This window comes from Cellulomonas fimi (assembly GCF_028583725.1).
GTDB classification, from domain to species: domain Bacteria; phylum Actinomycetota; class Actinomycetes; order Actinomycetales; family Cellulomonadaceae; genus Cellulomonas; species Cellulomonas fimi_B.
Genome location: NZ_CP110680.1, coordinates 2424065 through 2442296 on the forward strand (window position 1 = coordinate 2424065; position 18232 = coordinate 2442296).

16 protein-coding genes are annotated in these 18232 nt (G+C 74.6%); 3 read left to right on the plus strand and 13 right to left on the minus strand.

Features of this window, described 5'->3' with window-relative positions; genetic code table 11:
- Positions 1–10 precede the first annotated feature (10 nt).
- Entirely contained in the window at positions 11–1834 is a 1824-nt protein-coding gene (locus OOT42_RS11035; RefSeq protein ID WP_273651267.1) for an ABC transporter ATP-binding protein, read from the minus strand.
- Positions 1831–3693, minus strand: coding sequence for an ABC transporter ATP-binding protein (locus OOT42_RS11040; RefSeq protein ID WP_273651268.1), 1863 nt, complete (start codon positions 3691–3693; stop codon positions 1831–1833). Before OOT42_RS11040 ends, OOT42_RS11035 begins: the two co-directional genes overlap by 4 nt.
- Positions 3694–3889: 196 nt before the next feature.
- On the opposite strand from OOT42_RS11040, the gene OOT42_RS11045 reads away from it, so the two are divergent.
- Positions 3890–4534, plus strand: coding sequence for a TIGR03085 family metal-binding protein (locus OOT42_RS11045; protein ID WP_273651269.1), 645 nt, complete (start codon positions 3890–3892; stop codon positions 4532–4534).
- A gap of 12 nt (positions 4535–4546) precedes the next feature.
- On the opposite strand, the gene hisF is transcribed toward OOT42_RS11045, so the two are convergent.
- From hisF to OOT42_RS11095, 10 genes are all read right to left on the minus strand, one after another.
- A complete protein-coding gene (gene hisF, locus OOT42_RS11050) occupies positions 4547–5317 on the minus strand; it encodes an imidazole glycerol phosphate synthase subunit HisF (protein WP_273651270.1) in 771 nt (256 codons plus the stop codon).
- A complete protein-coding gene (locus OOT42_RS11055; RefSeq protein WP_273651271.1) occupies positions 5317–6192 on the minus strand; it encodes an FKBP-type peptidyl-prolyl cis-trans isomerase in 876 nt (291 codons plus the stop codon). The genes hisF and OOT42_RS11055 overlap by 1 nt, the downstream gene beginning before the upstream one ends.
- 173 nt (positions 6193–6365) lie before the next feature.
- Positions 6366–7727 carry a Pup--protein ligase gene (pafA, locus tag OOT42_RS11060; RefSeq protein ID WP_273651272.1) on the minus strand — a complete coding sequence of 454 codons (1362 nt, stop codon included), beginning with the start codon at positions 7725–7727 and terminating at the stop codon, positions 6366–6368.
- A gap of 31 nt (positions 7728–7758) precedes the next feature.
- Complete coding sequence (gene prcA, locus OOT42_RS11065) at positions 7759–8499, minus strand: proteasome subunit alpha (RefSeq protein ID WP_273651273.1); 741 nt, start codon at positions 8497–8499, stop codon at positions 7759–7761.
- Positions 8496–9347, minus strand: a complete 852-nt coding sequence (prcB, locus tag OOT42_RS11070) for a proteasome subunit beta (RefSeq protein ID WP_273651274.1) — start codon at positions 9345–9347, stop codon at positions 8496–8498. Before prcB ends, prcA begins: the two co-directional genes overlap by 4 nt.
- Before the next feature lie 6 nt (positions 9348–9353).
- Complete coding sequence (locus tag OOT42_RS11075; protein WP_013770948.1) at positions 9354–9551, minus strand: ubiquitin-like protein Pup; 198 nt, start codon at positions 9549–9551, stop codon at positions 9354–9356.
- A gap of 145 nt (positions 9552–9696) precedes the next feature.
- Positions 9697–11319: a depupylase/deamidase Dop gene (gene dop, locus OOT42_RS11080; RefSeq protein WP_273651275.1), complete on the minus strand. Its 1623-nt coding sequence runs from the start codon at positions 11317–11319 to the stop codon at positions 9697–9699.
- A gap of 88 nt (positions 11320–11407) precedes the next feature.
- Positions 11408–13045 carry a proteasome ATPase gene (arc, locus tag OOT42_RS11085; RefSeq protein WP_273651276.1) on the minus strand — a complete coding sequence of 546 codons (1638 nt, stop codon included), beginning with the start codon at positions 13043–13045 and terminating at the stop codon, positions 11408–11410.
- A 167-nt stretch (positions 13046–13212) separates the two neighbouring features.
- Entirely contained in the window at positions 13213–14256 is a 1044-nt protein-coding gene (locus OOT42_RS11090) for a tRNA (adenine-N1)-methyltransferase (RefSeq protein WP_273651277.1), read from the minus strand.
- A 52-nt stretch (positions 14257–14308) separates the two neighbouring features.
- Positions 14309–15442 (minus strand): site-2 protease family protein, encoded by a 1134-nt coding sequence (locus OOT42_RS11095; protein WP_273651278.1) that lies wholly within the window; start codon positions 15440–15442, stop codon positions 14309–14311.
- Positions 15443–15676: 234 nt separating this feature from the next.
- On the opposite strand from OOT42_RS11095, the gene OOT42_RS11100 reads away from it, so the two are divergent.
- Entirely contained in the window at positions 15677–16558 is an 882-nt protein-coding gene (locus OOT42_RS11100) for a RecB family exonuclease (RefSeq protein ID WP_273654823.1), read from the plus strand.
- A gap of 34 nt (positions 16559–16592) precedes the next feature.
- On the opposite strand, the gene OOT42_RS11105 is transcribed toward OOT42_RS11100, so the two are convergent.
- On the minus strand, positions 16593–17297 hold the full coding sequence (locus tag OOT42_RS11105; RefSeq protein ID WP_423775884.1) for an HAD family hydrolase: 705 nt from the start codon (positions 17295–17297) through the stop codon (positions 16593–16595).
- A 76-nt stretch (positions 17298–17373) separates the two neighbouring features.
- Here OOT42_RS11105 and OOT42_RS11110 point away from each other — a divergent pair, with 76 nt between their 5' ends.
- Positions 17374–18231, plus strand: a complete 858-nt coding sequence (locus OOT42_RS11110; protein ID WP_273651280.1) for a PAC2 family protein — start codon at positions 17374–17376, stop codon at positions 18229–18231.
- Position 18232 lies beyond the last annotated feature (1 nt).

The following is an 18232-nucleotide window of genomic DNA, read 5'->3' on the forward strand; positions in this document are numbered from 1 at the left end:
CGCCGGCGCGTCAGCGGGTCTGCGCCACCCAGGCTGCGTGCATCGCCGCGTACGTGCCGCCGGTGGCGACCAGGTCGTCGTGGTGGCCCGTCTCGACGACGCGTCCCGCGTCGACGACCACGACGAGGTCCGCGGCCTCGGCGGTCGACAGCCGGTGCGCGATCGTCAGGGTCGTGCGGCCGCTGCTCAGCTCCTCCAGGGCGCGGACGAGGCGCACCTCGGTCGCCGGGTCGACGGCGCTCGTCGCCTCGTCGAGCAGCAGCACGTCGGGGTCGGCGAGGTAGGCGCGCGCGAGCGCGACGAGCTGGCGCTCACCCGCGGACAGGGACTCGCCACGCTGGCCCACGTCGGTGTCGAGGCCCGCGGCGAGCTCCTCGACCCACGGGCCGAGGCCGAGCGCCTCGACGGCGTCGCGCACGCGTGCGTCGGCGGGGTCGGCCGCGGTCCCGTCCGGCGTCCGCAGACCGTAGGCGACGTTCTCGGCCACGGTCCCCTCGAACAGGAACCCCTCCTGCGGGACGAGCACGACACGCGACCGCAGGTCCGCGGCGGGGATGTCGCGCAGGTCCGTGCCGTCGAGCAGCACGCGGCCCGCCTCCGGGTCGACGAGGCGTGCGACGAGGCGCGCGATCGTCGTCTTGCCCGATCCGGTCGCGCCGACCACCGCCACGGACGCGCCCGCAGGCACCTCCAGGTCGACGTCGTGCAGCACGCGCCGGCCCTCGGGGTAGGCGAACGCGACGTCGCGCAGCTCGACGGTCGCCGGCCCGCGGGGGCTGGGCACGCCGCCGGCGCCGGGGTCCTGCACGGCGACGGGCGTCTCCAGCACGCCGAGCACGCGCCGCCAGCCGGCGACCGCGTTCTGCAGCTCGTTGAGGATCTCGGTGGCCATCTGGACCGGGCCGGTGAACAGCTGGACCAGGAACAGGAACGCCAGCAACCGGCCGACCGAGATGTCGCCCCGCACGCCGAGGAACGTCCCGATCACGACGACGAGCGCGAGGACCACGTTCGACACCAGCACGCCGCTCGAGAACACGACCGAGACCAGGTTCTGCGCGCGCACCATCGCACGCCGTGTCGCGGTGATCGCGGCGTCCAGGCGGCGCTGGGTGCGCGTCGCGGCACCGTACGCGCGGATCGTCTCCGCGCCGACGACGGACTCCGACACGGCGCCGAGCATCGCGCCGTACCGCTCGCGCACCGCGGAGTACCGGGCGTTCACGCGGCGCTGCAGCGGCGGCAGGACCAGCAGGAGGGGGACGAAACCGAGCCACACCACGAGCGTGAGCTGCCACGAGTAGAACGCCATCAGCACCGTGGCGGCGGCGATCTGCAGGACCGAGACGAGCAGCATGATCCCGCCCCACTGGACGAACAGCGAGATCGTGTCGACGTCGGACGTGACGCGGCTGACCATCGACCCGCGCCGCTCGGTGTGCTGCGTGAGGACCGACAGGTCGTGCACGTGCCGGAAGGCGCGCGTGCGCAGCGCGAGCAGACCGTCCTCGCTCGACCGGAACAGCCGCACGTTGACGTACGCGGAGCACGCGGCGGCGGCGAGCAGCCCGACCGCCGCCGCGCCCGTGAGGGTGAGCACGCGGCGGACGTCCGGGCCGTCCGGCGCGAGGATGCCGGTGTCGACGACCTGCTGGACCACGAGCGGCACGAGCACCTTGCCCAGCGCGGCCAGCACCGCGAGCAGCAGCGTGACGCGCCAGCCGCGCAGCATCTGCGGCGACACCTCGAGCCCGCGCCGCAGGGTCGCGAGGATGCCGAGCGTGCTCGCGGACGCCATCCGGTGGTCGGGCGTCCCCGACGTCGCGGCGCTCATCGGGCCTCCTCCCCCGCCGTCACCGGCTCCGGGTCCTCGTCCCGCGCCTGCCCGCCCTCGGCGGCGCGCCGCGCCGACTCCTCCTCGTACGCCGTCGCGAGCGCCCGGTAGCCGTCGTCGCGCGCGAGGAGCTCGGCGTGCGTGCCGCGGTCCACGACCCGGCCGGACTCGACGTGCACGACCTCGTCCGCGAGCAGCACGGACGACATCCGGTACGCGACGAGCAGCACCGTCGGCGAGCCCGTGCGGTCGTCGCGCAGACCGCGCAGGATCGCCTGCTCGACGCGCGGGTCGACCGCCGACGTCGCGTCGTCGAGCACGAGCACGCGCGGCTCGCGGACCAGTGCCCGCGCGAGGGCGAGGCGCTGTCGCTGGCCGCCCGACAGGTTCGCGCCACGCTCACCCAGGGGGGCGTCGAGGCCGCCCGGCAGCCCGCGGACGACGTCGTCGACGCGTGCCGCGCGCAGCGCGTCCCACACCGCGTCGTCCGTGGGCGCGCCCGCGTCGTCGGCGTCGGCGAGCGTGACGTTGCCGCGCACCGTGTCCTCGAAGACGAACGTCGACTGCGACACGAACGCGACGTGCCGCGCGAGGTCGGCGGGGACGACGTCGCGGAGGTCGGTGCCGTCGACGAGCACGGAGCCCGTCGTCGGGTCGCTCAGGCGGGCGACCAGGGAGACGAGCGTCGACTTGCCCGAGCCCGTCGGACCGACGACGGCCACGACGCGGCCGGGGGCGACGGCGAGGTCGACGTCGTGCAGCAGCGCGACGGGGCCGCGCGGTCCCGGCACGGTCAGGCCGACGTCGCGCAGCTCGACGCGCGCCCCGCCGGGCGGCGGGGACCACGGCGTGGTGCCGGCGGGCAGCGCACCGCGGGCGTCGACGACGCGCGCGATGCGGTCGTACCCGACGAGCGCGCGCGGCAGCTCGCCGAGCACCCAGCCGAACGCCCGCACCGGCACCGCCAGCAGCGTGAGCAGGTACGCCGCCGCGACCACGTCGCCCGTGCCGATCCGCCCGGCCGCCACCTGGACGGCACCGACGACGAGCACGAGCAGCGTGCCGAGGCTCGGCAGCACGTCGATCACGGGGTCGAAGAACGCGCGCACGACGCCGACCCGGACGTTCGCGTCCCGCAGCTCGCGCGCACGGGCCGCGAACCGGGCGGCCTCGCGCTCCTCCGTGCCGAGCGCCTTGACCAGCAGCGCGCCCTCGAAGCTCTCGTGCGCGACGTCGGCGACCGCGGCGCGCAGCTCCTGCGCGCGCCCGACCGCCGGCGCCATCCGGCGTTGGAACACCAGGTTGGCGACGAGCGCGAGCGGGACGACGACGAGCGCCGCGACCGCGAGCCACACGTCCGTGCGCAGGAGCCCGACGGCTGCGACGCCGAGCATGACGACGACGCCGAGCGCGAACGGCAGCGGGTTGAAGACGCCCGTCGCCGCCTCGACGTCCGCGCTCGCGTTCGACAGCAGCTGGCCGGTCGGGTGCTGCTTGTGCCACGACATCGGCAGGCGCAGGTACTGCCGGGTGACGCGCGTGCGGTGGTCCGCCTGGATCTGCGCGAACCCCATGCCGGCGAAGATCCGCCGCCCCGCGACCGAGACGGCGAGCGTCACGGCGACCGCGAGCAGCGCGAGCCCGGCGAGCCAGATCCGCTCGCGGGCCTGCTCCGACCCGGCGAGCGCGGGCACCACGACCTCGTCGGTCACCGTGCCGAGCACGCGGCTCACGGCGACGACGGAGACGCCGAAGACCGCCGACGTGCCGATCGCGACCACGTACGTCCACGGGTGTGCCGCGATGCCGCGGACCACGATCGTCGCGGCCCGGCGGGGGGCCGAGCCGGTCAGCGTCATCGGTCGCGACGACGGAGCTCGCGAGCGCACGCGAAGCCTTTCCGAGCGGGGGCGGGAAACCGTCATCCTCTCACGCAGGTCTGACGGACGCGTCCGACGCCGGGTCCGGGAGGGACCGGGCGCCCGGCCCTCGGGTGGCGCGACGGCGCTCGTCGTCGCGGCGCGTGGCAGCGCCCCCACGTGGGACGATGCGGGGATGACGTGGCACGAGGTGGAGCGCGCGCAGCTGGCCGAGGCACTGCGGGCCGTCCCGCCCGACGCGCCCACGCTGTGCGAGGGCTGGCAGGCCCGCCACCTCGCGGCGCACGTCGTGCTCCGCGAGCACTCCCCCGTCGTCGGTGCCGGGATCGCGGTGCCCGCGCTCGCGGCGCGGGCCGAGGCGACGATCGAGCGGCTCGCCGACGACGCGTCGACCGAGGGGGCGTACCGGGACCTCGTGGCACGCGTCGCCACGCAGCCGCCGCGCTGGCACCCGATGTCGTGGGCCGGCGAGCTCGCGAACGTCGTCGAGTTCTTCGTGCACACCGAGGACGTGCGGCGCGGGGCGGGCCCGACGCCGCCGCGCGACCTCGACCCGGAGCTCGTCGAGGTCTTGTGGAAGCACCTGTCGGGCGCGGGCGGTGCACGGCTGCGCCGCGTCCCGGTCGGGGTCGTGCTGGTGCGCGACGACGGGCCGCGCCGCCAGGTGCGGCGCCCGAAGGACGGCTACGGCACGGTCGTCGTGCGCGGGGCGGTCGGCGAGCTCGTGCTGTTCGCGTTCGGGCGCGGTGCCGCCGCGGACGTGACGGTGCAGGGCGACCCGCAGGACGTCGAGGTCCTCACGGACCGGTTGCCCGTCTGACGCGCCGAGGGCTCAGCGGACGACGACGCCCGCGGCCCGCAGGGCGTCCTTGACGTCTCGCACCGTGAGCTGGCCGAAGTGGAAGACGCTCGCGGCGAGCACCGCGTCGGCGCCCGCCTTCGCCGCCTCGACGAAGTGCTGCACGGTCCCCGCGCCGCCGCTCGCGACGAGCGGGATCCGGACCTCGCGACGCACGTCGCCGATCATCTCCAGGTCGAAGCCGGCCTCGGTGCCGTCGGCGTCCATCGAGTTGAGCAGCACCTCGCCGGCGCCGAGCTCGGCGGCGCGCACCGCCCACGCGACGGCGTCGAGGCCCGTGCCGCGCTTGCCGCCGTGCGTCGTCACCTCGTAGCCGGAGTCGGTGCGGACGTCGCCCGTCACGCGCCGGGCGTCGATCGAGATGGTCAGCACCTGGCTGCCGAAGCGGTGCGCGATCTCCGCGATCAGCTCCGGCCGCGCGATGGCGGCCGTGTTGACCCCGACCTTGTCGGCGCCCGCGCGCAGCAGCCGGTCCACGTCGTCGGTCGAGCGCACCCCGCCGCCGACGGTGAGCGGCACGAAGACCTCCTCCGCCGTGCGGCGCACGACCTCGATCGTGGTGTCCCGACCGCCCGACGACGCGGACACGTCGAGGAACGTCACCTCGTCCGCACCCTCCGCGTCGTAGCGGCGCGCGAGCTCGACGGGGTCGCCCGCGTCGCGCAGGTTCTCGAAGTTCACGCCCTTGACGACGCGGCCCGCGTCGACGTCGAGGCAGGGGATGACGCGCAGCGCCACGGTCATCAGGAGCCTCCGTCGGGGGAACCGGTCGCGAGGATGTCGACGACGAACACGACGGTCTGGCCGGCGAGCTCCTGGCTCTCCGTGACGCCGAGCGCGTACGTCGGGGGGACGACGAGCATGACCTGGCTGCCGACGGGCTGGTCGACCAGCCCTTCCGCCCACGCCTGCACGTCCTGCAGGCCGAACGACACGGGCAGGCCGTGCGTCCACGTCGAGTCGAACGCCTCGCCGGTCGTCCACGCGAAGCCCGTGTACTGCACCGTGATGACGTCGCTCGCCGCGACCTGCGCGCCCGAGCCGCGCAGCAGCGACTGGACGACGAGCTGGTCGGGCGGCTCGGTGCCGGTGGGCGTGATCGACGGTGCGCCCGCCGCGTCGAGCGTGACGGCCGGCAGGTCGGGGCGCGGCGGCACGGGCGTGCCGTCCGCGCGCGTCGGGAGCACGTCGAGCACCGTCACCGTCGGGTAGTCGACGGCACCCGAGCCCCGCGGCGGGCTCACCTGGAGCAGCCGAGCGCCGACCTTCTGGCCCCGGAGGGTCTCGTAGAGGTCCGTGCCGAGGTCCTCCTCGGTGAGGAGCCGCGGCGTCGGCGTGGTGGAGAAGCTCTCGTCGACGAGCGACGCGTCGGAGCCGTTCTCGAGCCAGAAGTCGATGAGCACGGGCCCGCCCTCGACGAGCTCCGGGCCGGTGCCGGGCCAGATCTCCTCGCGGTAGGTCGAGCCCACCTCGAGAGGGGTGATGTACGTGAGCGTCGGCGACTCACCGGGTTCGCCCGTGACCGAGATCTCGGGGTCCGCGGCGGTCGGCGCCGTGCAACCGGCGAGCAGGGCCAGCGCCACGAGGGCGGCGGCGGCCGTGTCCCGCAGTCGTCGCACGTCGGTCCTTCCTCGAGGTGGGCGCCCCCGCCGCGGGGGTGCCGGTCGCCCCCGCGAGGCGCCACCGTACCTGGTCGCCGACCGGACGAGCGCCGGCCGACCGGATGCGGGGCGGGTGCAGCGCAGGTCGACGTCCGCGCGGGCACGCACACTGTACGGCGCCCGCCTGGGCGCTACATGGACTCGATCAGCCGGTCCACGCGCTCGTCGACGCTGCGGAACGGGTCCTTGCACAGGACCGTGCGCTGCGCCTGGTCGTTGAGCTTGAGGTGCACCCAGTCGACGGTGTAGTCGCGCCGCGCCTCCTGGGCCGCCCGCACGAAGTCGCCGCGCAGCTTGGCGCGCGTGGTCTGCGGCGGCACCGCGGTCGCCTCGAAGATCTCCAGGTCGCTCGTCACGCGCTCGACCAGACCCTTCGCCGCGAGCAGGTTGTACAGGCCCTCGGTGCGGGAGATGTCGTGGTACGCCAGGTCGAGCCGCTGGACGCGCACGTCCGACAGCTCCAGGTCGTGCTTGGCGCGGTACCGCTCGATGAGCTGGTACTTGATGACCCAGTCGAGCTCGCGCTCGACGAGCGACAGGTCGCCCGTGCGCAGCGCGCGCAGCCCGCGCTCCCACAGGTCGAGCACCTGCTTGGTCTCGGGCGTCGGTCCGCCCTCGGTCGCCACGAAGTCCACGACCCGCGCGAGGTACTCCTCCTGCAGGTCCAGCGCCGTGACGGTCCGGCCGTTCGCGAGGGCCACCGGGTGCTTGCCCGTGACGTCGTGGCTGATCTCGCGGATCGCGCGGATCGGGTTCTCGAGCGTCATGTCGCGCATCGGGATGCCGGCCTCGACCATGCGCAGGATGAGGTCGGTCGCGCCGACCTTGAGCATCGTCGTCGTCTCCGACATCGACGAGTCGCCCACGATGACGTGCAGCCGGCGGAAGTGCTCGGCATCGGCGTGCGGCTCGTCGCGCGTGTTGATGATCGGCCGGGACCGCGTGGTCGCGCTCGACACGGCCTCCCAGATGTGGTCGGCCCGCTGCGACAGGCAGAACAGCGCGCCGCGCGGTGTGCTCAGCACCTTCCCCGCACCGGTCAGCACCTGGCGGGTGATGAGGAACGGGACCAGCACGTCGGACAGCCGCGCGAAGTCGCCCTGCCGCCGCACGAGGTAGTTCTCGTGGCAGCCGTAGGAGTTGCCCGCCGAGTCGGTGTTGTTCTTGAACAGGTGGATGCGGCCCGGCAGCCCCTCGTGCTCGAGCCGCTGCTGCGCGTCCGCGACCAGACCCTCGAGGATGCGCTCGCCCGCGCGGTCGTGCGCGACGAGCTGGCGCACGTCGTCGCACTCGGCCGTCGCGTACTCCGGGTGCGAGCCGACGTCGAGGTAGAGCCGGGAGCCGTTGCGGAGGAAGACGTTCGACGAGCGTCCCCACGCGACGACCTTCCGGAACAGGTAGCGGGCCACCTCGTCCGCCGACAGCCCGCGGCCGTCCTGCGCGGCGCACGTGACGCCGTACTCGGTCTCGAGCCCGAAGATCCGTCGGTCCATCGCTGCTTCCCTCCTCCGGGTCCCGTCGTCCTCAGTCGTCGTGCGGCGCCGCCGCCGGCGCGTCGCCGGCCGGCGCGGGGCTGAGCAGGTCCTCCAGCAGCGGACCCGTGAGCCGGCGGAACGTGCGGCGGGGCCGCGTGCGGTCGAGCACCGCGACCTCGAGCTGCTGCGCCGGGATCGTGCGCGCCTCGCCGCCGTCGTCGCCCGCCGCGCCGAGCACGTCGACCGCGAGCCGCAGCACCTCGCGCAACGTCATGCCGGGCCGCCACCCGGCGGCGAGCAGCCCGCCGAGCCGGTCGGCCTGGCCGCCCATGACGACGTAGCCGTGCTCGTCGGCGACCGAGCCGTCGTACGACAGCCGGTACACCTGGTCGCCCGACGGCTCGCGGCCGACCTCGGCGACCACGAGCTCGACCTCGAGCGGCTTCGACTCGGTCGTGAACACCGTGCCGAGCGTCTGCGCGTACGCGTTCGCGAGCCCGCGAGCCGTGACGTCCTCGCGGTCGTACGAGTAGCCGCGCAGGTCGGCGTAGCGCACGCCCGCGACGCGCAGGTTCTCGAACTCGTTGTACTTGCCGACCGCGGCGAACGCGATCCGGTCGTAGATCTCCGAGATCTTGTGCAGCGCGCGCGACGCGTTCTCGGTCGCGAACGCGATCCCGTCGTCGTACTGGAGCACCACGACGGACCGGCCGCGTGCGATGCCCTTGCGCGCGTAGTCCGCCCGGTCCTTCATCAGCTGCTCGGGCGAGACGTAGAACGGCATGCTCATCGGGCACCTCCGCGGTCCGCGTGCGACGCACGGCGCTCGTCCTCGACGCGGGCCACGAGCTCGCCCAGGTCGGTGTCCGGCACCCGCAGGTAGCCGGCCTCGGTCACGGTCGCGACGACGGGCCAGATCCGCCGCGTCGAGTCGGGACCGCCCGTGGCGGAGTCGTCGTCCGCCGCGTCGACCAGCGCCTCGACCGCGACGCGCACGCCGCCCGCCGGGTCCAGCCCGGGCCGCCACAGCTTCTTGAGAGACCCGCGCGCGAACACCGAGCCCGAGCCGACCGCGTGGTGGTCGTGCTCCTCGTAGCGGCCGCCCGTCACGTCGTACGAGAAGATCCGGCCGACGCGCCGGTCGAGGTCGAAGCCCGCGAACAGCGGGACGACCGCGAGGCCCTGCATCGCGAGCCCGAGGTTGCCGCGGATCATCGTGGACAGCCGGTTCGCCTTGCCGTCGAGCGACAGCAGGCTGCCCTCGATCTTCTCGTAGTGCTCGAGCTCGAGCTGGAACAGCCGGACGAGCTCGGTCGCCAGGCCCGCCGTGCCGGCGATGCCCACGGCCGAGTACTCGTCGGCCGGGAACACCTTCTCGATCTCGCGGCTCGCGATCATCGAGCCCATCGTGGCCCGCCGGTCCCCCGCCATGACCACGCCGCCGTCCACCGCGAGCGCGACGATCGTCGTGCCGTGCGGCGCCTGGACCTCGGACGTGGGCACCGGGCGGTTACCCGGCAGCAGCTCGGGGGCATGCCCGGCGAGGAAGTCGACGAACGACGACGAGCCCGGCGTGGTGAAGGTGTGCGGGAGCCGCCCCGAGGCGGCGCGGTCGGGCTGCGGTGTCAGTGGGGCCATCGACGCTCACTGACCGCCCTTCTGGACGAACCCGCGGACGAACTGCTCCGCGTTGGACTCCAGGACGTCGTCGATCTCGTCGAGCAGCGCGTCCACCTCGGCGTCGCGCGACTGTGCGGACGGCGCGGCCGGCACCGGCGCGTCGGCGCCGTCGACCGGGTCCTCGTCGTCGCGGCGGGGCCGCACCTGTTCCTGACCAGCCATGGGTGACCTCCGTAGGCGTCGCGCTGACCTGCTCGATCCCACCCTAGGCCCATCCTCCGACGCATCCGGGTCGAGCGCCCGCGAGGCGGACACGGCGCGCCCTCCGGCGCCGGGACGCGGCGGGGCCGTGCGGGGGCGCCCGGGGTCAGGCGCCGAGCTCGGCGAGCAGCGCCCCGGCGTCGGCGCAGCGGTCCAGCAGGTCGCCCACGTGCGCGCGCGTGCCGCGCAGCGGGTCGCGCATGGGGACGCGCTGGAGCGTCGCGGCGCCGGGCACGTCGAACACGACCGAGTCCCAGCTGGCCGCGGAGATCTCGCCGCCGTAGCGGGCGACGGCCTCGCCGCGGAAGTAGGCGCGGGTGTCGTGCGGCGGGTGCCACACGGCGTCCTCGACCTGCTCGGGGGTGACGAGCAGGTCGACGGCGCCCGCCGCGACGAGCCGGTGGTAGAGCCCGCGCTCGGGGCGCACGTCGGACCACTGCAGGTCGACGGCGGCGAGCCGGGGGTGGTCCCAGGCCAGGTGGTCGCGGCGCCGCATGCCCTCCAGCAGGCGCAGCTTGGCGAGCCACTCGACGGTGCGCGCACAGCTCGCCGGGTCGGTCGCGAGGCCGTCGAGCACGGACTGCCACCGGTCCAGCACGTCGGTCGTCTGCGCGTCGAGCGGGTCGCCGACGTGCTCGAGCGCGGTGCGCACCGCCGCGAGGTACTCACGCTGCACCTCGATCGCGGTGAGCCGGCGGCCGTCCGCGAGCTCGAGCCGCGTCGTCAGGGTGAGGTCGTGGCTCACGAGGTGCACCGCGTGCACCGGGTCGCGCAGCGCGAGCCGGTCGACGGTCGCGAGCGCGCCGCCCGCGCCGCCCTCCGCGACGGCCCGCTCGATCAGCCAGAGGACGAGCGACGTCGTCCCGAGCCGCAGGTACGTCGCGACCTCGAGCATCGTGGCGTCACCGATGATGACGTGCAGCCGCCGCCAGCGGTCGGGGTCGGCGTGCGGCTCGTCGCGCGTGTTGACGATCGGCCGGCGCAGGGTCGTCTCGAGCCCGATCTCGGCCTCGATGTAGTCGGCGCGCTGCGAGACCTGGAAGCCCGGCGCCTCGCCGCGCTGGCCGATCCCGACCCGGCCCGCGCCGGTGAACACCTGACGCGTGACGAGGAACGGGATGAGACGGCTCGCGAGGTCGGTGAACGGCACCGCGCGGTCGACGAGGTAGTTCTCGTGCGTGCCGTACGTCGCACCCTTGCCGTCGACGTTGTTCTTGTAGAGCGCGACGTCGGGCAGCGCGGGCGTGGACGCGAGCGCGCGGACGGACGCGAGCATGACGAGCTCGCCCGCGCGGTCCCAGCGCACGGCGTCGAGCGGCGACGTGACCTCGGGCGAGGAGTACTCGGGGTGCGCGTGGTCGACGTACAGGCGCGCGCCGTTCGTGAGGATGACGTTCGCGGCGCCCGGGTCCTCGTACTCCTCGGTCGTGCCGCGCGGGAGCTCCTGCGGGCCGTCGCCCGCGGCCGCGGGCCCGGCGGGTGCGGCGTTCTCGGGGTCGTCGGTGAGGAGCGACGGGTGCGCGGACGCGCGCTGCAGGTGGAAGCCGCGGGCGTCGTGCAGCGGGTCCTCGTCGTCGTAGTCCCAGCGGGCGCGCGTGCGGCCGCCCTCGCGCGCCGCGGCGTGCACGGCGACGACGTGGCTCGACAGGAGCATGGGGTTCGCGAGGGGGCGACCCGGCTGGAGGATGCCGTACTCGGTCTCGATCCCCATCACGCGGCGCACGGTCACGGCCCCACCCTAGGCTTCCCGGCGCGCCCGACCGTGCGGACGTCCGCGCGCCGGGCACGCCTCGCGGGTGCCCGGCGCGCGGCGGACGTCAGAGGTACTGGCCGGTGCTCGTGACGGTCTCGATCGTCCGCGACGCCTCGGTGCCCTTCTTGCCCTGGACGATCGTGCGGATGAACACGATGCGCTCCCCCTTCTTGCCGGAGATGCGCGCCCAGTCGTCGGGGTTCGTGGTGTTCGGCAGGTCCTCGTTCTCGCGGAACTCGTCGACGCACGCGGTGAGCAGGTGGTCGACGCGGATGCCGCGCTGGCCCGTCGCGAGCAGGTCCTTGATGGCGGACTTCTTGGCGCGGTCGACGACGTTCTGGATCATCGCGCCCGAGTTGAAGTCCTTGAAGTACAGGACCTCCTTGTCGCCGCTCGCGTACGTCACCTCGAGGAAGCGGTTCTCCTCGCTCTCGGTGTACATGCGCTCGACGACGCGCGTGATCATGGCCTCGACCGCCGCGGTCGAGGAGTCGCCGTGCTCGCGCAGGTCGTCCTCGTGGATCGGCAGGTCGGGCGTGAGGTACTTGCCGAAGATCTCGCGCGCGCCCTCGGCGTCGGGCCGCTCGATCTTGATCTTCACGTCGAGGCGCCCCGGACGCAGGATCGCGGGGTCGATCATGTCCTCGCGGTTCGACGCGCCGATGACGATGACGTTCTCGAGCCGCTCGACGCCGTCGATCTCCGACAGCAGCTGCGGGACGATCGTCGTCTCGACGTCGCTCGACACGCCCGTGCCACGGGTGCGGAACAGCGACTCCATCTCGTCGAAGAAGACCACGACGGGGTGCCCCTGCGACGCCTTCTCGCGGGCGCGGGCGAAGATCAGGCGGATGTGCCGCTCGGTCTCGCCGACGTACTTGTTGAGCAGCTCGGGACCCTTGACGTTGAGGAAGAACGACCGGGTCTCGGCGCCCTGCTCGCCCCGCGCGGCCGCGGCGGTCGCCGCCAGGGAGTGCGCGACGGCCTTGGCGATGAGCGTCTTGCCGCACCCGGGCGGGCCGTACAGCAGCACGCCCTTCGGGGGCTTGAGCCCGTGCTCGCGGAACAGCTCGGGGTGCAGGAACGGCAGCTCGACCGCGTCGCGGATCGCCTCGATCTGCGGGCCCAGGCCACCGATGTCCTCGTACTGGATGTCCGGCACCTCCTCGAGGACCAGCTCCTCGACCTCGGCGCGCGGGATGACCTCGAACACGAAGCCGCTGCGGGAGTCGATCGTCAGCGCGTCGCCGACCCGGACCTTCGCCTGGTCGATGACCTGGCCGGCGAACCGGACGACCCGCTCCTCGTCGCCGCGCCCGACCACGAGCGCCCGGCCCTCGCCGAGCATCTCCTTGACCGTGACGATCTCGCCGACCTTCTCGTAGCCGCCGGCCTCGACGACCGTGAGCGCCTCGTTGAGCATGACCTCCTGGCCGGGGCGCAGGCGGTGCACGTCGATCGACGGGCTCGCGCCGACGTGCATCTTGCGACCCGACGACACGATGTCGACCGTGCCGTCGTCGCGCGCCGCGAGGAACGTCGCGTACGTGCCCGGGGGCTTCGCGAGGTCGTCGACCTGCCGCTTGAGCTCGACGATCTGCTCGCGCGCGGCGACGAGGGCCTCGCTGAGCCGTTCGTTCTTGGCCGCCAGGATCGCGAGCTCACGGGACAGGTCCCTGCCAGGGGCGTTCGGGTCGGTCATCGTCTCGGCCTCCGTTCCGCGTCGTGCATGGTCGTCACGATCACCACCGTGCACGTCGCTGTGCCTGCTGGTCCGACGACCCTAACCATCGCTGTCAACCAGAGACGCTCGCCGCACCGCGGCTGTTCCCGACGTCTCGCGGTGCGGGACGGTGGGCCGCCGGACGGTCAGGGCAGGTCGTCGTCCCCCGGCACGTCGGCGTCGCGCGCCGCGTCGGCGAGCCCCTGCGCGTCCCGGCGGGCGCGGCGCAGCTTCTTGTCCGAGACCGCGCGCTCGCCCATCGCCTCGGGCGACCACAGGGCCGGGTCCTCCAGGGGCGCGCCGTCCTCGGCGACCGGATAGGAGCCCTTCGCGGGGCGGCGCTTGCGCTGCGGCGCCTCGACGCCGTCCGCGAGGCGGCGCGTCGTCAGCAGGAAGCCCGTGTGGCCGATCATGCGGTGCTGCGGGCGCACCGCGAGGCCCTCGAGGTGCCAGCCGCGGACCATCGACTCCCACGCCTGCGGCTCGGTGTAGCGGCCGTCCTCGCGGACGTCCTCGGCCAGGCGGGACAGCTGCGTGGTCGTGGCGACGTACGCGACGAGCACGCCGCCCGGCGCGAGCGCCGCCGCGCACGCGTCGAGGTTCTCCCACGGCGCGAGCATGTCGAGCACCACGCGGTCGACCGAGCCAGGCTCGGCGACGCGCGGCAGGACGTCCGCGAGGTCGCCGATCGACAGGCGCCACGCCGGGTGCGGACCGCCGAAGAACCCCTCGACGTTCGCGCGGGCGATGTCCGCGAAGTCCTCGCGCCGCTCGATCGAGTGCAGCTCGCCGCCGTCGCCCACGGCGCGCAGCAGCGACATCGTCAGCGCGCCGGACCCGACGCCCGCCTCGATCACGCGCGCGCCCGGGTAGATGTCGCCCATCGTGACGATCTGGCCCGCGTCCTTGGGGTACACGACGGCCGCGCCGCGCGGCATCGACAGCACGTGGTCGGCCAGCAGCGGGCGCAGCGCGAGGTACTCGATGCCCGACGTGTTGCGCACGACCGTGCCCTCGGGCGCGCCGATGAGCTCGTCGTGCGTGAAGTACCCCCGGTGCGTGTGGAAGGTCCCGCCGGGCGCGAGCGTGATGGTGTGCAGCCGGCCGCGCGGGTCGGTCAGCTGGACGCGGTCGCCCGCGCGGAACGGGCCGCGGCGCTGCGCGGCCCCGGTGGGCGTCTGGTCGGTCACGGGCGACGAGTCTACGAGGCGGGTCGGACCCGTCGGGACGCCGCCGGGCGGGCTAGGTGCGCAGCGCGGCGACGACGTCGGGGACCCGGACCAGCCCGACGACGCGCCCGTCCTCGACCGCGACGACGACCGGGGTGTGCCGCGCGGCCCGCCCGAGCGCGTCGAGGAGCTCCTGCCCGACGAGGGCGCCGTCGACGACCGCGCCGACGGGCAGCGCCACGGAGACGGTCGTGACGGGCGTCGTCCCGGCCGCGTCGGCGGGCACCGCACGCGCCGCCTCGCGGTCGACGTAGGCCGCCGGGCGTCCGTCGGGCGAGAGCACGACGACCTCGGTCGCCCCGACGGCGGCGGCCGCCGCGGCCGCGCGCGCGACCGAGTCGGCGTGCCCGACGACCGCGGCCGGGCGGCCCACGGAGGCGACCGACAGCTGCTCGACGGCGTGCTGTGTGCGTGCGCCGCGCATCGCACCCGACGCACCCGTCCAGAGGAACGCGCCGATGAGCGCGCCCCACACCGCGTCGGTGAGGTCCGGCTGCCGGCCCTGCACGAACGGGAACAGGAACGCCCAGGCGAACACGCCGACCGCGACGACGCGCCCGCACCAGGCGGCGACGACCGTGCCCGTGTGCCGGTTGCGGGTCGCCGCCCACACGGCGGACTGCAGGATCGCGCCGCCGTCGAGCGGGAGGCCCGGGAGCAGGTTGAACAGCCCGACGAACCCGTTGGAGAACGCCCCGGCGAACAGCAGCAGCCCGAGCAGCTGCCGCGTCCCGACCGCGTTCGCGGCGGCGAGGAACGCGCCCGCCAGCACGAGGTTGGCGACCGGCCCGGCGAGCGCGACGAGCGCGTTGGTGCCCGGCGTGGGCGCCGCGACCCCGAACGTCGTGTGCCCGCCCCACAGCGTGAGGACGAACTCGCGTGGCTGCTGGCCGCGGGCGCGGGCGACGAGCCCGTGCGCGAGCTCGTGCACGAGCACGGACGCGAACAGCAGCACGACGAACACGGCCGCGACGACGTACACGCGCCCGCCCAGCTCGGGCGACCACGAGCGCACGGTCGGCGCGAAGAGGAAGGTGAGGACGACGGCGGCGAGGAGCCAGCTCGGCGCGAGGATGATCGGCGCCCCGGCGACGCGGCCGATCACCCAGCCGGAGGTGCGCGGCGCGGCAGGTCGGGGGTCGCTCACCGGACCAGCCTAAGCGCCGGACCTGGGCGCGCCCCGCTCGCGGCGTCGCCCGCCGGGGGCCGCGGGGTGACCGGTGACCTGCGTCGCGTCGGGCGTCAGGGCGGACCGGGGCGTCCGGGACGCACGCGTCGCCGGCGCGGCGCGGCGGGCGGGAGCGTCGGTGGTGCGGCCTAGGCTCCTCACGTGAGCGCGCAGGACGTGGTGACGGTCGACCGGGACGAGGTCGTCGAGGAGCTGGTCGACCAGTCGGTCGAGCAGGCGGCCCGGGTCCGCCCGCCGTCCCGCCCGGGCCTGTCGCCGTCCCGGGCCAACGACTTCCTGCAGTGCCCGCTGCTGTTCCGGTTCCGCGTGGTCGACCGCCTGCCGGAGCCGCCGAGCGCGGCCGCGGCGCGCGGGACACTCGTGCACGCGGTGCTGGAGCACCTGTTCGACCTGCCCGCCGACGAGCGCACGCTCGACGCCGCCCGCGGGCTCGTGCCCGCCCGGTGGGACCAGCTGCGCGCGGACGCACCCGACGTCGCGACGCTCTTCGCCGACGACGCCGCGCTCGACGCGTGGCTCGCGTCCGTCGACGGCCTGCTCGCCACGTACTTCTCGCTCGAGGACCCGACGCGGCTGCAGCCGCGCGAGCGCGAGCTCATGGTGAGCGTCGAGCTGGAGGACGGCCCGCAGCTGCGCGGCATCGTGGACCGCGTCGACGTCGCGCCGAACGGCTGGGTGCGGGTGGTCGACTACAAGACCGGGAAGTCGCCGAAGCCGGGCTTCGAGGGCGGCGCGCTGTTCCAGATGCGGTTCTACGCGTACGTCATCTGGCGCTCGCGCGGCGTGCTGCCCAAGCTGCTCCAGCTCGAGTACCTCGGCGACGGCACGGTGCTCAAGCACGAGCCGACCGAGCCGGAGATGCGCACGCTCGAGGCGCGCGTGCGGTCGATCTGGGGCGGGATCGAGGACGCCGCGCGCGCGGGCGACTGGCGTCCGCGCACGTCACGGCTGTGCGACTGGTGCTCGTTCAAGGCGCACTGCCCGGCGTTCGGCGGCACCGTGCCGCCCGTGCCGGAGGGCGCCGTCGAGCGTGCGATCGGCGTGACGCCTCCCGCGGCCGTCGCGACGACCTGACGGGCCCGGGCCCGCGCGACCGCCGGAGCGGGCGTCAGCGGGCGGGGCGCAGGTCCAGCACGTCGCCGCCGGCGATCCGCGCGAGGTCGTCGAGCGTGAGGTCCGCGAGCGACGCGACCCGGCTCAGCCCCGGACGGTCGGCGAGCTCCTGCATGACCTCGACGCCGATGACGCGCGCGCCCGACGCGACGGCCGACGCGACGCCGGAGTGCGAGTCCTCGACCGCGACGCAGCGCTCGACGGGCACGCCGAGCAGCCGGGCCGCGAGCAGGTACGGCTCGGGGTCGGGCTTGAACCGCTCCACGTCGTCGGCCGAGACGACCGCGTCGAACAGGCCGACGGTCTGCGCGAACGGCTCCGCGAGCACCCGGAACGACGACGTGACGAGCGCCATCGGCACGCCCGCGTCGTGCAGCGCCCGCAGGATCTCGAGCGCGCCCGGCTGCCACGGGACCTCCGCGGCGACGCCCGCGCGCACGCGTCCGTTGAGGAAGTCGGCGATCTCGTCGGCGGACAGGTCGACGCCCCGCGCCTGGAGCGCGACGACCGCCACGGACATCGGGTTGCCGACCATCGCGGCACCGTCCTCGTGCGTCCACACCCCGCCGTGCGCCTCGACGAGCTCGGTCTCGGCGCCGATCCAGTACGGCTCGGTGTCGATGAGCGTGCCGTCCATGTCCCACAGGACGGCGGCGGGCAGGGGGCGGGAGGGTCCGGAGGCGAGGGGCACGTCCTCCATGCTACGGACCGCGCGCGACGCGCCCTGCCGCGCGTCCGGTCGGGGTGGTGGGGAGCACGCGTCCTAGGCTGGGCAGATGACTGAGCACGGACCCGCGGACCTCCCCGACGACGAGCCCGTCCTGCTCGCCGCGTTCGAGGGCTGGAACGACGCGGGCTCGGCGGCCACCCACGCGCTGCAGCACCTGCACGAGGCGTGGGGCGCGGAACAGGTCGACGAGCTCGACCCCGAGGAGTACCACGACTTCCAGGTGAACCGTCCGACGGTCGGCGTCGGCCCGCACGGGCGGCGCGAGATCACGTGGCCGACCACGTCGGTCGCGGTCGTCGAGACGCCGCGCAGCCGACGGCGCGTGGTCCTGGTGCACGGCATCGAGCCGTCGATGCGCTGGCGGCGCTACTGCGCCGAGCTGCTCGACATCGCCGCCGGGCTCGGCGTGCGGACGGTCGTCACGGTCGGTGCGCTGCTCGCGGACGTGCCGCACACGCGTCCCATCCCCGTGAACGCGACGAGCGAGGACGCGGACCTGCGCGAGGCCGCAGGCCTGGAGCCCAACACGTACGAGGGCCCGACGGGGATCGTCGGGGTGCTCCAGCACGAGGCCGCCGCGCGTGGGCTGCAGTCGCTGTCGCTGTGGGCGGCGGTCCCCCACTACGTCGCGCACCCGCCGTCGCCGAAGGCGACGCTCGCGATCCTGCACCGGATCGAGCAGCTCATCGGCGAGCCCGTGCCGCTGGGCGAGCTGCCCGACGACGCCGCCGCGTGGCAGGACGGCGTCGACGAGCTCGCGGGCGAGGACAACGAGATCGGCGAGTACGTCCGCCAGCTCGAGGAGGCGAAGGACACCGCCGACCTGCCGGAGGCGAGCGGCGAGGCGATCGCGCGCGAGTTCGAGCGCTACCTGCGGCGGCGCGACAAGGGCACCGGCGGCTGAC